Origin of the sequence: Halomonas sp. A3H3 (assembly GCF_000982975.1) — a bacterium.
Taxonomy (GTDB): domain Bacteria; phylum Pseudomonadota; class Gammaproteobacteria; order Pseudomonadales; family Halomonadaceae; genus Vreelandella; species Vreelandella titanicae.
The window spans coordinates 894,623-908,308 of the sequence record NZ_HG423343.1; the positions used below are offsets into that span (position 1 = coordinate 894,623).

Annotated in this window: 12 protein-coding genes; 6 read left to right on the forward strand and 6 right to left on the reverse strand. The window is 55.2% G+C overall.

Translation table 11 applies throughout. The features are described 5' to 3' along the window. Positions 1-33: 33 nt before the first annotated feature. From HALA3H3_RS03840 to HALA3H3_RS03850, 3 genes are read right to left on the reverse strand one after another with little or no spacing between them, the layout of a single operon-like run. Positions 34-2,040: a TRAP transporter permease gene (locus tag HALA3H3_RS03840; RefSeq protein WP_022520010.1), complete on the reverse strand. Its 2,007-nt coding sequence runs from the start codon at positions 2,038-2,040 to the stop codon at positions 34-36. Between the two features lie 32 nt (positions 2,041-2,072). Beyond that, positions 2,073-2,585 carry a DUF1850 domain-containing protein gene (locus HALA3H3_RS03845; protein WP_009286764.1) on the reverse strand — a complete coding sequence of 171 codons (513 nt, stop codon included), beginning with the start codon at positions 2,583-2,585 and terminating at the stop codon, positions 2,073-2,075. 46 nt (positions 2,586-2,631) lie between these two features. Continuing rightward, positions 2,632-3,603, reverse strand: a complete 972-nt coding sequence (locus HALA3H3_RS03850) for a TAXI family TRAP transporter solute-binding subunit (protein WP_022520011.1) — start codon at positions 3,601-3,603, stop codon at positions 2,632-2,634. Between the two features lie 361 nt (positions 3,604-3,964). Here HALA3H3_RS03850 and csiR point away from each other — a divergent pair, with 361 nt between their 5' ends. The 6 genes from csiR to gabT all read left to right on the forward strand — a co-directional run bounded on the left by csiR (position 3,965) and on the right by gabT (position 10,641). Further along, complete coding sequence (gene csiR / locus HALA3H3_RS03855; RefSeq protein ID WP_022520012.1) at positions 3,965-4,684, forward strand: DNA-binding transcriptional regulator CsiR; 720 nt, start codon at positions 3,965-3,967, stop codon at positions 4,682-4,684. 136 nt (positions 4,685-4,820) lie between these two features. Further along, the gene (locus HALA3H3_RS03860; RefSeq protein WP_022520013.1) at positions 4,821-5,999 is read left to right on the forward strand and encodes an acyl-CoA dehydrogenase; all 1,179 of its coding nucleotides are present in this window, start codon (positions 4,821-4,823) and stop codon (positions 5,997-5,999) included. Positions 6,000-6,041: 42 nt separating this feature from the next. Beyond that, positions 6,042-7,256 carry a CaiB/BaiF CoA transferase family protein gene (locus HALA3H3_RS03865; protein ID WP_022520014.1) on the forward strand — a complete coding sequence of 405 codons (1,215 nt, stop codon included), beginning with the start codon at positions 6,042-6,044 and terminating at the stop codon, positions 7,254-7,256. Between the two features lie 278 nt (positions 7,257-7,534). After that, positions 7,535-8,344, forward strand: a complete 810-nt coding sequence (locus HALA3H3_RS03870; RefSeq protein ID WP_022520016.1) for an EAL domain-containing protein — start codon at positions 7,535-7,537, stop codon at positions 8,342-8,344. Next, positions 8,331-9,269, forward strand: coding sequence for a GGDEF domain-containing protein (locus HALA3H3_RS03875; RefSeq protein WP_022520017.1), 939 nt, complete (start codon positions 8,331-8,333; stop codon positions 9,267-9,269). Before HALA3H3_RS03870 ends, HALA3H3_RS03875 begins: the two co-directional genes overlap by 14 nt. A gap of 94 nt (positions 9,270-9,363) precedes the next feature. Next, positions 9,364-10,641, forward strand: a complete 1,278-nt coding sequence (gene gabT / locus HALA3H3_RS03880; protein WP_009286758.1) for a 4-aminobutyrate--2-oxoglutarate transaminase — start codon at positions 9,364-9,366, stop codon at positions 10,639-10,641. A gap of 78 nt (positions 10,642-10,719) precedes the next feature. Here gabT and HALA3H3_RS03885 read toward each other — a convergent pair whose 3' ends face one another. From HALA3H3_RS03885 to dctP, 3 genes are read right to left on the reverse strand one after another with little or no spacing between them, the layout of a single operon-like run. After that, positions 10,720-12,024 carry a TRAP transporter large permease gene (locus HALA3H3_RS03885; RefSeq protein WP_022520018.1) on the reverse strand — a complete coding sequence of 435 codons (1,305 nt, stop codon included), beginning with the start codon at positions 12,022-12,024 and terminating at the stop codon, positions 10,720-10,722. Positions 12,025-12,049: 25 nt separating this feature from the next. Continuing rightward, a complete protein-coding gene (locus HALA3H3_RS03890; protein WP_022520019.1) occupies positions 12,050-12,562 on the reverse strand; it encodes a TRAP transporter small permease in 513 nt (170 codons plus the stop codon). Continuing rightward, positions 12,559-13,578, reverse strand: coding sequence for a TRAP transporter substrate-binding protein DctP (gene dctP, locus HALA3H3_RS03895; RefSeq protein ID WP_022520020.1), 1,020 nt, complete (start codon positions 13,576-13,578; stop codon positions 12,559-12,561). The genes HALA3H3_RS03890 and dctP overlap by 4 nt, the downstream gene beginning before the upstream one ends. Between the last annotated feature and the right edge of the window lie 108 nt (positions 13,579-13,686).

The window sequence follows — 13,686 nt, forward strand, 5'->3', positions numbered from 1 at the left end:
ACCTTTGGGTTTGTATATAGGGTCGCCTAACGTTTAACCAGCAGGTGCTTCGCGCTTACTGGCCAACCAGTTAGCGCCAATGGCGACGATCATGACCGCGACACCAGCAATTTCGGTCATCAGATTGGGATAGAACACCCCAAAGATCGCGGCGGTAATCGCGATGCGCGGTAGCCACGACATTTTGGTAAACAGATAGCCTTCCAGCGCCGCGGCAAAGGCACCTAATGCCAGAATGGCAATCACTCCATTCCAGATGACCACCGGCACCGGGCCACCAATGATAATCTCAGGGTTGAAGACCATAAACAGTGGGATCAGGTAGAGCCCTTTGGCAAACTTCCACGCCTGGAAGCTGGTTTCCATCGGCTTACTGCCCGCAATCGCCGCCCCGGCAAAGCCTGCCAAGGCGATGGGAGGCGTCACGTTGGAATCCTGGGAGTACCAGAACACGACCAGGTGGGCGACCAGCAGCGGCACACCAAACTCGGCTGTCAATGCAGGCCCAACGAGCACGATGAGCACGATATAGCTGGCGGTAACGGGTAGCCCCATCCCCAGCACCAAGCTTGCCAACAGCACCATTACCAGCGCCAATACCAGGTTGCCGCCGGAGAAAGCCAGCATCATGGAGGAGAATTTCAGTCCCAAGCCGGTTAAACCCACTACCCCAACGATAATCCCGGCGACTGCACAGGCCATGGAAACCGCTACCGCATTGCGAGCACCTAGTTCCAAGCCCTCGATCAGCTTGGCAAAGCCTGTACGTACCACGTCTTTAACGGCCGTTGCGGTCACTGGCTGGCCCTGCCTGGGCGCCACAAAGAAGAACCACAGCACATAGCGCAATACCGCTACCGCCAAAATGGTGATCACTGCGTAGTAGCCTACCCGCATGGGCGACATACTCATCGCCAGCAGCCAGACCAGCACCGCCAACGGCAGCAGGAAGTGCCAGCCATCCTTCATGACCTGGCGCATCTGCGGCAGTTCATCCTTGGGTAGCCCCTGCATGCCCTGCTTGAGAGCGATGATATGCACAAACAGGTACACCGTCGCGAAATACATGATCGCTGGCAGGATACTGACCTTGACGATGTCCAGGTACGGCGTATTGGTGTACTCAGCAATCAGGAACGCCCCAGCCCCCATCAACGGCGGCATGATTTGCCCGCCGGTCGAGGCCGCCGCTTCGATACCACCTGCCTGCTTGGCTTTGTAGCCCAGCCGCTTCATCAATGGAATGGTAAAAGCGCCGGTGGTGACCACGTTGGCAATCGCGCTGCCAGAAATCGAGCCCATGCCCGCCGACGCCAATACCGCCGCCTTGGCTGGCCCGCCACGCTGGCGGCCGGTCGCCGCATAGGCCATATCGATAAAGAATTTACCCGCCCCGGTGCACTCCAAAAAAGCACCAAAGAGGACAAAAATAAAGATATAGGTCGCCGCAACGCCTAGCGGCAGGCCGAAAATACCCTCTTGCCCCAAGTAGAGTTGACCGGCAACTCGATCAATGGTGTATCCGCGGTGCTCAAGAATGCCCGGCATCCACTCGCCAAGCCACGGCAGCTCGCCCCGCGGCCCCGCAAAGGCATACACAATCGCCAAGAGGCCAATCACGGTCATACCAAAACCTACCGCGCGACGGCTGGCTTCCAGTACCGTCACCGTAGCAATACAGGCAACCAGAATATCGGTACTGTTCCAAAAACCCGCACGGCTAAAAATCTCATCCAGGTTGAGTACCAAGTAACCACCGGTGAGAATCGCCCCGGCAAAAAACACTAGATCAAGCCCCCAGCCCAATACACCACGTTTGCGAGTGGGCCCAAAGGCTGGAAACATTAGAAATGCCAGCACCATAATCAGTGCCAGGTGAATACTGCGCTGATAAAAAAGCCCTAAGGGCTGAATACCGGCAGAGTAGAGCTGAAACAGGGAAAGACCCACCGCCACAATGGTGATCGACCACAGCACCATGCGGGGTTGAATCACATTACCGCCGGGCACCACGCTCGACGGTTGATTGGATTCGCTCATGAAGTCCTCGGAAGCGTTAACTAATGTCGTTTTTATTCACGCGGGGATGCGTGAGGGTCTATCAACTGAATGGTCACGCGTTGTCCAGCGGCGTGCTCACTGAGGCTCACTGGCGCATGCTCACCGCCAGGCCACACCACACGATGATTAACAGCCGGTGAACCTACCCTCAACACATAACGGTTATTGGCTACAGGCTCGTTAATGGCATTAATCCAGTAACCGCCCTCACCGTCTGATACCTGCTCGCCGCGGCCAAAAATATGCCCAAGCCCTGCGGCGAAATCGGGTTGATGGCTACGCTCTAATTGCATGACGCCCGCTACATTACGATAGCAGTCCAGCACCGTGAAATGTTCAACGGAGTGCTGCCACTTAATACACCAGCGACCGTCAGCCGGCACCGCTTCATCCACTAGCGTGTCGCCTTGTTCGGTCACCACGGCTAGGCGCATAAACGCCGACGCCGAAGCGGGGGAAGCCCCCACTTCGGCGAATGGACAACATGCAATCAGTAGCGCCATCAGTCGTCGCTGCCACTGCATGGCAATGTCCTTATGGCAATCTGATTATGAAAATATCATTACACGATTAAGGACGCAGACGATCCGGGATTTCAGCACCGACTTCTTCGAAATAGCGCAGTGCGCCCGGGTGCAGCGGCACGGGGGTCGACTCCATAGTGAACTCAACGGTGGTGTCGTTAGCCGCCGGGTGAACCGCAATCAGCTCATCGGTGTTTTCAAACAGCAGTTGGGTGAGTTGATAAGCCAGCTCTTCGTCCATATCGGCATTAACGACCAGCACGTTGGGGATACCGATGGTCTGAACGGCTTCGTCCATACCGTCGTACATACCCGCAGCAAGCTGGTAGGGGGCAAATACCGCTTCTTCTTCCTGGGCATTGGCTACCTCTTCATCAGACAAGCCAATCAGGCGAATATCGCGGGTGGCTGCCAGGTTGAGAATCGAGCTGGTGGGTGGCCCAACGCTCCAGAAGCCGGCGTCGATATCACCGTCGCGAATGGCATCAGCGGTTTCGTTGAAGTTAAGGCGCTGGGGAGTGAAGTCTTCATAGCTAATGCCATTGGCTTCAAGCAATGCACGGGCGTTCAGCTCGGTGCCGCTACCCGGTGCACCGACGGAAACGCGCTTACCCGCTAGATCAGCAATCGATTCGATATCCGACTCGGTCAGGGTCACCAGCTGTACCGCGTTGGGATAAACCGACGCCAGTGCGCGAGTATTTTCAATCTGGCGGCCTTCAAAATCATCCGTGCCGGTATAGGCTTGATAGACCGTATCGGCCAGAGCCAGGGCGAGATCCGCGTCACCGCGCATGATCAGGCCCATATTTTCAACCGAGGCACCGGTCACTTCAGCAGTCGCCTGAGCGCCTTCGATATGGTTGTTGATCATTTCGGCAAAACCACCGCCGATAGGGTAGTAAACGCCACCGGTACCGCCAGTCGCGATTGAGAGTTGTTGAGCGCTTGCTGGAAGTGCAACCGCGAGCATAGAAGCGGCAGCGGCTGTGGCGTATAGAGAGCGTAGAGTTTTCATGAGCATTTCCTCCGTCCTGCTTGGACTTATAGGTATGGTTGACGATAAAAAGGAGGTGTTGAAGCCCCAGCTTCTGGCTGCCGTCACGACGAACCGGAAGCGGTGGAGGTGAAGTTAGCACGGCTTATGCGTTGGATGCTAATAGGGCGTTATCAGCGCAGCAGTGCCTTTACCTCATACAGCCATGAGTGCCTCAGAAGGTGTAACCGCCCAGCAGCTGGATCGAATAGCCAGCTATTAAAATCCTGGAATCCCGCATAAATGTCTTATTTTATGCCGAATTGTTATTATTTATTGTTAATGGCCGTCAATTTCGCCCACCCCACCGTTATTATTGATTCAGGATAGGAGCCACACTGCTATGGAGCCCGGTTTTAAAGAGGACAATAGTCGGGATAAAGGCGCGCCGCGGCAGAACCTCGCCATTAGTGCTTACCGCCAACTCAAGCACGACATTATTCGTGGCCGCTATGCGCCTGAGCAGAAGCTGCTGATGAGCAGGCTCAAAGAGCAGTACGGCGCCAGCACCGGGCCGCTACGGGAAGCGCTATCGCAGTTAGTCTCTGACCGCCTTGTGGTCGCGATAAGCCAGCGCGGCTACCGGGTAGCACCCATGTCGCTGGCCGAACTCAACGATATTTACGACGCCCGGGCTCAGCTTGAAGGGCTGATCCTGCGCTTGGCTATAGAGCGCGGCGACGACGATTGGGAAGCCACGGTGCTGGCTACCGCACATCGGCTGGCCAAGGTCACCGACATCAACACCCCCAACGACCTGCTCGACATCTGGGATCAGCGCCACAAAGCCTTCCATACCGCCATTGCCAGCGGCTGCAACTCCCCTCACCTACTGCAAATGCGCAACACCCTGTTTGACCAGGTAGAGCGCTACCGCCACCTGTGGTTGCAGGAAACCGTGATGTCGTCCCAGGCGCTGGAGCTTAAGCGCCAGGAGCACGCTGCGCTGGTCGATGTCATTCTGGCGCGCGATACTGCCGAAGCCGACACCCTGATGCGCGATCACCTGATGACCCCCGTACCGATCATTACCCGCGTCCTTCAAGAGCGCGGCATCGGCTGAGCTTTTCGCTTCGGCTCTTCGCCCCAGACCAAAGTTCTACGTTTTAAAAAAATGTAGATATTTCAAAAAAACGGCGATACATTGGCTGCAAGCTATTTTGCATCTATTCCTTCCCACTATCCGAGGAATCTACGCCATGACGCATTTCAACTGGGACGACCCGCTACTTCTGGAACAACAGCTCACCGATGAAGAGCGCCAGATCCGCGATGCGGCCTACGACTACTGCCAGGAAAACCTTCAGCCCCGCGTGCTAACCGCCTTCCGTGAAGAGCGCTTTGACCGCGAGATCATGACCGAAATGGGTGAGCTTGGCCTGCTGGGCGCCACCGTTTCCCCCGAGTACGGCGGCGCAGGCGTTAACCACGTAGCCTACGGTTTGATTGCCCGCGAAGTGGAGCGCGTAGACTCCGGCTACCGTTCGGCCATGAGTGTGCAGTCATCGTTGGTAATGTACCCCATCGAGACCTATGGCTCTGAAGAGCAGAAGCACAAGTACCTGCCTAAGCTTGCCAGCGGTGAAATGGTTGGCTGTTTTGGCTTGACCGAACCCGACCACGGCTCTGATCCGGGTGGAATGATTACCCGCGCGGAAAAAGTCGACGGCGGCTACCGCCTGACTGGCGCAAAAATGTGGATCACCAATAGCCCAATTGCCGATATCGCGGTGGTATGGGCGAAATCAGCGGCTCACGACAATCAGATTAAAGGCTTTATTGTCGAGCGCGGCACCGAAGGTTTCACCACGCCCAAAATCGAAGGCAAAGTCTCTTTGCGCGCATCGATTACCGGTGAGATCGTGCTGGATAACGCCTTTGTTCCCGAAGAGAACCTGCTGCCAAACGTCAGTGGCCTGAAAGGCCCCTTCGGCTGCCTCAACAAAGCCCGCTACGGCATCGCCTGGGGTGTGATGGGCACGGCAGAGTTCTGCTGGCACGCAGCGCGCCAATATACCCTCGACCGCAAGCAGTTTGGCCGCCCGCTGGCCGCCAACCAACTGATCCAGAAAAAGCTCGCCGATATGCAGACCGAGATCACCCTTGGCTTGCAGGCAGCCCTGCAGGTGGGCCGGCTAATGGATAGCGGCAACTGGGCACCGGAAATGGTCTCGCTGATCAAGCGCAACAACTGCGGCAAAGCGCTGGATATCGCCCGCCAGTCTCGCGATATGCACGGCGGTAACGGCGTCTCCGACGAATACGGTGTTATTCGCCATATGGTCAATCTGGAGTCGGTAAACACCTACGAAGGCACCCACGATGTACACGCTCTGATTCTGGGTCGCGCCCAGACAGGCATTCAGTCGTTCTTTTAATCACCGCACCTTGATCACTTGTCACTTATTAACGGAGCCTCTATGAACGAGCCAACCAAACCACTGGCCGGTATAAAAGTACTCGATATTTCCCGCGTACTGGCCGGGCCTTGGTGCGGACAAATGCTCGCGGATATGGGGGCAGATGTGATTAAGGTAGAGCGCCCCGGTAGCGGCGATGACACCCGCCACTGGGGCCCTCCTTGGCTGGCGGGCAGCGAAGAGTCGGCGTACTACCTGTGCGCTAACCGAGGTAAACGCTCGCTGACCGTCGATATGGCCAAGCCCGAAGGCCAGGCAGTGATCAAGCAGCTAGTCGCTAACTCTGACGTGCTGATAGAGAACTTTAAAGTTGGCGGCCTGAAACGCTACGGGCTGGATTACGCCAGCTTAAAGGCGCTCAACCCTAGGTTGATCTACTGTTCGATTACCGGTTTCGGCCAGGAGAGCCCTTACGCTCACCGCGCCGGTTATGACTTTATGATCCAAGCCATGGGCGGGATCATGAGCCTAACTGGCAAGCCCGACAGTGAACCCGGCGGTGGCCCGGTAAAAAGTGGCGTCGCCTTTACCGATATATTCACCGGGTTATATGCCGCTAATGCAATTTTAGCGGCGCTTTATCAGCGCCGTGATAGCAGCGAGGGTTGCCATATCGATATGGCATTAATGGATGTGCAGGTAGGCGTACTCGCCAATCAGGCACTCAATTACCTCACCTCCGGCAATGTGCCCCAGCGATTGGGTAACGCTCACCCCAACATCGTGCCTTATCAGGCGTTTGCCACCCAGGATGGCCATATGATTATGGCTGTCGGCAACGACGAGCAGTTCAAGCGTTTTTGCGCGGTGCTTTCGCTACCGGCTTTGGCGGAAGATCCACGCTTTGCCACCAATGGCGCCAGGGTAAACAATCGTGCTCTGCTCGTTCCGCAGCTGGAAGCGGCGTTGGCCCAGCGCAGCACTGATGAATGGCTAGCCGCTTTTGAAGCCGTAGGCGTTCCCTGCGGGCCGATCAATACGCTGGATCGGGTGTTCGACGACCCCCATGTGAAAGCCCGCGGACTTAAGCAGACCCTGCCCCACGACCAAGCAGGTCAGGTGGATCTGGTCGCTAACCCTATCCGTTTTAACGGTGCCCAAATGAGCGCCACTACGGCGCCGCCTCACTTAGGCCAACATACGGAAAGCGTGCTGGAAGAACTTGGTATTAGCTTGGAGCAGCGCACTGCGCTTCGCGCAGCAGGCATCATTTAATAGCACTAATGGTTTATGCACTCGATTTATGCACTTCCCTCTTATAGGCGCCTACTTGGCGCCTTTTTTTAAGCCAAAAGAACAGACCAATATTGCAAGCCAAGAAGCAGGCACCTGGCTAATGCTTCGCAACCCATGGTTGTACAAAAGCTATACAAAACGTATATTAAGACCTAAAGTTAAGAGCGTTGAATGCTTCAACATAGGCTATAGGCATTAATCTATCTAATGTTATGGCATTAACAGCGCCATCCAACACCCATCCCTCAGGAGCAGCTATGAGCCAGTGCGCACGCGTCAATGGCAGTTGCAAACGCTGTGAAGGCGACTTGCCCTTTGAGTTCACCATGGCCTTTCAGCCAATCGTGGATCTATCGCTGGCCCAAATCGTCACCTATGAAGCACTGGTTCGTGGGCCGTGCGGTGAATCCGCTTGGAGCGTCATTTCGCAAGTGACTGATGAGCTCCTCTACCGTTTTGATCAGGCCTGCCGGGTAAAAGCAATCGAAATGGCCAGCGCACTGGATATGCAAACCGACCTTTCGATCAACTTTCTGCCTAACGCCGTTTATGAGCCCGAAGCCTGCATCCAGGCAACGTTAGCGGTATCAAAACGGGTGGGTTGGCCTACCCATCGGCTTATTTTTGAAATCACCGAAACCGAGCGCGTCCGCGACCGGCAACACCTGTGCAATATTATTAATGCCTACCGCTCCATGGGCTTTAAAACGGCGCTTGACGACTTTGGCAATGGTTACGCCAACCTTGACCTGCTCACTGACTTAACCCCCGATAAACTTAAAATCGATCGTGAGCTGGTGATGAACTGCGATAAGGATCTTCGCCGCCAAGCACTGTTAAACGCGATCATCCTGCTCGCCCAAGAGCTCGATATGACTCTTATCGCCGAAGGTGTCGAGACTCGTGCCGAAGCCTTATGGCTCGCCCGCGCGGGAATTGTTCATCAGCAGGGTTTCTACTACGCAAAACCGGCGATTAACACTTTGTGCACCAATATTGTTCCGCTATTAGTGGGGTTAAAAAATGAAGTAGATAGCAGCTCAGGAGCGGTGTATGAAAGAGATTAGTCTCGACAGACTCTACCAGTTATTTAACCGCTCCAAGCGCAACACCGAAAACGTCATCAAAGCGGCACCGATTGGAATCTGTATTACAACCCCTTCGGGTCACTTTGAAATGGTCAATCCAGCTTACTGTGAATTTTATGGCTACCGGCATGAAGAGCTTTTAGGCCAGCACCTTACCCACGTAGTGCCCGAAGAGAACCATGCGCTTTTATCAGCGCTGCATACTGAGTTTATGCAGGGCAACGAGGATCAAGAGCTGCGCCAAGAGTGGGATGTGGTTCTCAAAAACGGCGGAAGACGCACCATCATCGCCGAAGCTGCGCGTATTGAGGCTGACGACGGCGAACCGCGTAAAGTCACTTTCATAATCGACATTACCCAGCGCAAACAGCTAGAAGAGCGGCTCAAGCAGGCTAATGAGCGCTTGGATCATTTGGCTCACCACGATGAGCTAACGGAGCTGCTCAACCGTCGTGCCGGTTTGCAGCGCCTGGATGAAGAGATCAAGCGCTGCGAGCGGTATGGAACACCTTTCAGCATCGCGATCTATGACCTGGATGACTTCAAAGCGATCAACGATACCTATGGGCACAGCGCGGGCGATAGCGTTTTACAACAGATCACCTCCTTAGTGAGTGCTGTACTGCGCGATACCGATTTGCACATACGATTGGGCGGTGAAGAGTTTTTAATCATTATGCCAGGCGTAAATTCTGAAGAAGCCTACCAAGGCATGGAACGCATTCGTGAAAGCGTCGCGCAACAAACGTTTACTAAGCACCAATTAACGATGACGCTCTCATCGGGGATTGCCAGCTACGTTGAAGCCTCGGGCAAACGGCTACTTGATCGTGCTGATAAAGCTATGTACCAAGCTAAACAGACGGGGCGCAACCGTGTTGTCATTGCCTCGTCATCCATGTAGGCAACGCTTTTAAACTTCACAATCAGGCCCCTATCAGGCACCCCTATTAAGCACTATGCTAAAAGATCAATCCTCATCAATTAGGAAGTAAGCCATGAGCAGCAATGCCGAACTAAACGAGCTAAAACATAAATACGTCGCTGCTGGCGCTGCAAGCCCCGCAACGGCGTTCGCCGACCACGCTGAAAACGCTGAAATCTGGGACGCGGACGGCAACCGCTTTATCGACTTCGCAGGCGGCATTGGCGTACTCAACGTAGGTCACCGTCACCCCAAAGTGGTCGCAGCGGTAAAAGCCCAGCTCGATAAGCTGATGCATACCTGCCAAACGGTCATGCCTTATGAAGGCTACGTGAAAGTCGCGGAAAAACTCAGTCACATCGTGCCCGTTCGTGGCCATGCCAAAGTCATGCTGGCCAACTCGGGTGCGGAAGCGCTGGAAAATGCGGTCAAGATCGCCCGCGCCGCCACTGGCCGTTCTAACGTTATCTGCTTCGATGGCGGCTACCACGGCCGTACCTTCTTCACCATGGCCATGAACGGCAAGGTGGCGCCTTACCAGAGCGACTTCGGCCCCATGCCGGGCACCGTTTTCCGTGCGCCCTACCCGGTGCCTTACCACGGCGTTAGCGAAGACGAAGCCATTCGCGGCCTGAAAATGACGCTGAAAACCGATGCCAACCCCAAAGATACCGCGGCCATCGTGCTCGAACCGGTGCTTGGCGAAGGCGGTTTCTACCCGGCCTCTACCAGCTTCCTGACCAAGGTTCGCGAAATCTGCGATGAGCACGGCATGCTGATGATAGTCGATGAAGTGCAGTCAGGCTTTGGCCGTACCGGCAAAATGTTTGCCATTGAGCATAGCGGCGTTGAGCCGGACATTATGACCATGGCCAAGAGTATGGCCGACGGTATGCCGATTTCCGCCATCGTAGGCACCGACAAAGTGATGGACGCTTCAGGCCCTAACTCGCTGGGCGGCACCTACACCGGCAGCCCCACTGCCTGTGCGGCGGCGCTAGCGGTCATGGAAGTGTTTGAAGAAGAGAACATTCTGGAGAAGAGCCAGGCCCTGGGCGACAAGCTGGCCAAGCGCTTCAACGTGTGGGCAGATAAGTTTGATTGCATCGACCACGTGCGCAACATGGGCGCGATGGCTGCCTTTGAACTGGTGTCGAACAAAGCCGACCATACGCCTAACCCAGAACTAGCGGCCGCGCTATGCAAGAAAGCCCGCGAAGAGGGTTTGATCCTTCTTTCCTGCGGCATGTACGGCAACACCATCCGCTTCCTGATGCCCGTCACCATTCAAGATGACGTGCTCAATGAAGGCCTGGATATTATTGAGTCCTGCCTGGATTCGCTGGTGTAATTAAGCGTTAGTCAGCAAGAACCAAACCGCCGCCCAAATTTGGGGCGGCGGTTTTACTTGTGTGGATACCTAACCTGCTTATTCCGCCATAAAGCGAGGCAACCACAAGGCAATATCCGGCCATAAGCTGATGATCAAGGCCGCCACGCACATCAGCAGGAAGAAAGGTAGCGCTGCCAGGGCCACCCGGCTGATGCTTTCCCCTGTCAGGCTTTGCAGCACAAACAGGTTGAATCCGACCGGCGGCGTTATCTGGCCAAGCTCGATCATGATGATCAGGAAGATGCCAAACCAGATGGGATCGAACCCCGCCAGCAGTACGATCGGCAGCGTAATCGGCAGGCTCATCACGGTGATCGAAATACCGTCCAGGAAAAGCCCCAGCACCACATAGAAAACCGCCAGCGCCAGCAACAACGACATCGGGGTAAAGTTTTGCGCGGCGATCCACTCCGCAAGCTCCCGGGGCAGGTGCAGGTAGCCCATCGCCGTGGAGAGCAACGTGGCGGTAATCAACAGGCTGCACACCATGATACTGGTGATTAACGTGCCTCTGAACGCCTCAATAAACAGCCGCGCCGAAAGCTGGCGCTCGACGCCAAGCAGCACCAGCGTTGCGGCCACGCCCACCGCCGCCGCCTCCGAGGGCGTGGCAATACCGCTATAGATAGAGCCAATCACGATGCTGATCAACACCAGCACGGGCAGCAGAAGCAGAATGGATTGCCCTACGCTCTGGTCAGTCGCCGCCTGTTTGGGTGCCAACGACGGCGACAAATAGGTCCTCGCGCCGATATACACGCTATACAGCAGCGCAATTAACAGGCCCGGCACTACCCCCGCCATGAACAGCTGGCTAATAGAGACTTCCGCCTGAACGCCATAGACGATCATCACGATCGAAGGCGGAATCAACAGCCCCAGGCTACCGGCGCCCGCCAGCGAACCGATCGATAGGTTACGATCGTACCCCCTCGTTTTCAGCTCCTGGGTGGTGATTTTGCCAATCGTCGCGGTCGTCGCCGCGCTGGAGCCGCTCACCGCCGCAAACAGCGTACAGCCAAGCACGTTGGTGTGGAGAATACCGCCCGGCAAATGGCGGGTGATCGGCACCAGCCCTTTGAAAAGCCGCTCGGAAATGTTGGAGCGAAAAATCAGCTCGCCCATCAATATAAACAGCGGGATGGCCGATAACTCCCAGCTATTACTGGCACGGTAGAGAATTCGCGAGAAAATCAGGCCAATACGATCAGCACCGAAGTCGCCAAACAGCCAAAGCGAGCCAATGGATACGGCCAGCATGGATGCAAAAATCCAGGTTCCCATCGACAAAAAGAACAACAGCAGTACGCCGACCCCGACGGCCGACCAAAAAATATCCATAACGCCTTTCCTATTAGTCGCTGCTTCAATTGACGCTAGACGAGTAGCCTGAACGCAGAGCCATTATTTTTAGGGCTCTGACTAACAGCGTGATGGAAATTAACCACATGCCCACGAGGATGGCGCTCTCCGGCAGCCAAATAGGCGTCTCTGCCATGGTTTCACTGACGGTGCCGCGGCTGTAGCTACGCAGAACATTCTGAAACCAGAAGGTCGAGAGCCACACAAAGCAACCTGCCGTTACCAAGCTGCTGAATAGCTCCAGCGGCCAGCGCATGGTTTCAGGAAAGCGTTCCAGAAGCAGAGAGACACGGATCAGCCCGCCCTTCTCCAGCACATAAGGCAGGCCTAAAAAGGACATCGTAGCCACGGCATAGCCGATATACTCATCGAGGATAAACGTCGAGTGGCCAAACAGCCTCAGCGCTATCTCTAACAGGATATGGCCGAGCATATAAATAATGAGCAGCACGGCAATGACAGCACCGACCCGATTGAGCAGTTTAGAGATACGCTCAATGACATTGAGCGCCCTCATTCGGCGCCTCGGAACTCGCTCAAGATCGACTCGCCGTCATCACCAGTATTCTCCAGCCAGCTCTCGACCACGCCACTGGCGGCTTCCTTGAGAGGCGTTAACAACCCGTCCGAGACGGGATCACTGATCACGACATCGTGCTCACCAAGCGTCTGATAGTTCTCTTCGGTACGCGTTTCAACCGCTTCCCAGTTGTGTTGGTCAGTCAGGCTGGCCGCTTCCATGACCGCATCCTGTTGCGCGTCGGTAAGCGATTCGAACGCATCGCGATTCATGTGCACCATGTTAAGAGGAATGGCGTACTGAACCCCGGCAAAGTAATACTGGTGCTCCCAAAAGCTGGCATTGGCCCCCGCTTCGGCGGACGTTAACACCGCCTCGATACCGCCGGTGGCCAGTTGGGGTACCACATCGGCCCAGGACAGGCTGACCGGCGAGGCACCTACATTTCTAAATGTCTCGGTACCGTTACGGTCAAAGGTGCGAATCTTCAGGTTCTCGAGATCATCCTGGCTCGCGATCTCGTCTTCAGACCAGATGCCGCTCGGCGGCCAGGGCGAGGCATACAGCAGCACCTGGTTATTATCGGCGAACACCTCTTCGTAATAGGGTTTTGCTATGTCATAAAGCCGCCGCGCATCGGCAACGTCGTCGACAATAAAGGGCAGCGAAGAGAGTAGAAACAGCGAATCGATACCGCTCATGGTGCCCGAGAGGGTATCAGCTATCTCGACGGCGCCATCGGCCACGCCATAAAAATGATCACCGGAATTAAAGCCGAGCGAGCCACCCGTATGCAGCGTGATATCCATATCGCCATCGGTTAATTCGGCAAGCTTATCAATAAAATAGGCATCGCCCTGAGCATGAATGGAGGACGCATTATACTCATTGGAGAAGTCCATACTGACCGACTGGGAATGCGCATAGCCACTGACGAGTAGTGCCCCTAGCGCTATCGAAAGTTTTTTACCTGAATGAGGGAATTTGTTATTTAAATCAGCAGGATGGAACATTCTTTTAACCCCTATTTTTGATTGGTACAGGGATTAAACTACAGTCATTTGGGAACCATTTATGTCCCATAGCGACGCGAACGGACCAGACAACGACACGCCGCCCAG

Excerpts from the sequence above, each read along its gene's own strand:
- HALA3H3_RS03840 (WP_022520010.1), bottom strand. The coding sequence starts at position 2,040 with ATGAGCGAATCCAATCAACCGTCGAGCGTGGTGCCCGGCGGTAATGTG.
- HALA3H3_RS03845 (WP_009286764.1), bottom strand. The coding sequence starts at position 2,585 with ATGCAGTGGCAGCGACGACTGATGGCGCTACTGATTGCATGTTGTCCA.
- HALA3H3_RS03850 (WP_022520011.1), bottom strand. The coding sequence starts at position 3,603 with ATGAAAACTCTACGCTCTCTATACGCCACAGCCGCTGCCGCTTCTATG.
- csiR (WP_022520012.1), top strand. The coding sequence starts at position 3,965 with ATGGAGCCCGGTTTTAAAGAGGACAATAGTCGGGATAAAGGCGCGCCG.
- HALA3H3_RS03860 (WP_022520013.1), top strand. The coding sequence starts at position 4,821 with ATGACGCATTTCAACTGGGACGACCCGCTACTTCTGGAACAACAGCTC.
- HALA3H3_RS03865 (WP_022520014.1), top strand. The coding sequence starts at position 6,042 with ATGAACGAGCCAACCAAACCACTGGCCGGTATAAAAGTACTCGATATT.
- HALA3H3_RS03870 (WP_022520016.1), top strand. The coding sequence starts at position 7,535 with ATGAGCCAGTGCGCACGCGTCAATGGCAGTTGCAAACGCTGTGAAGGC.
- HALA3H3_RS03875 (WP_022520017.1), top strand. The coding sequence starts at position 8,331 with ATGAAAGAGATTAGTCTCGACAGACTCTACCAGTTATTTAACCGCTCC.
- gabT (WP_009286758.1), top strand. The coding sequence starts at position 9,364 with ATGAGCAGCAATGCCGAACTAAACGAGCTAAAACATAAATACGTCGCT.
- HALA3H3_RS03885 (WP_022520018.1), bottom strand. The coding sequence starts at position 12,024 with ATGGATATTTTTTGGTCGGCCGTCGGGGTCGGCGTACTGCTGTTGTTC.
- HALA3H3_RS03890 (WP_022520019.1), bottom strand. The coding sequence starts at position 12,562 with ATGAGGGCGCTCAATGTCATTGAGCGTATCTCTAAACTGCTCAATCGG.
- dctP (WP_022520020.1), bottom strand. The coding sequence starts at position 13,578 with ATGTTCCATCCTGCTGATTTAAATAACAAATTCCCTCATTCAGGTAAA.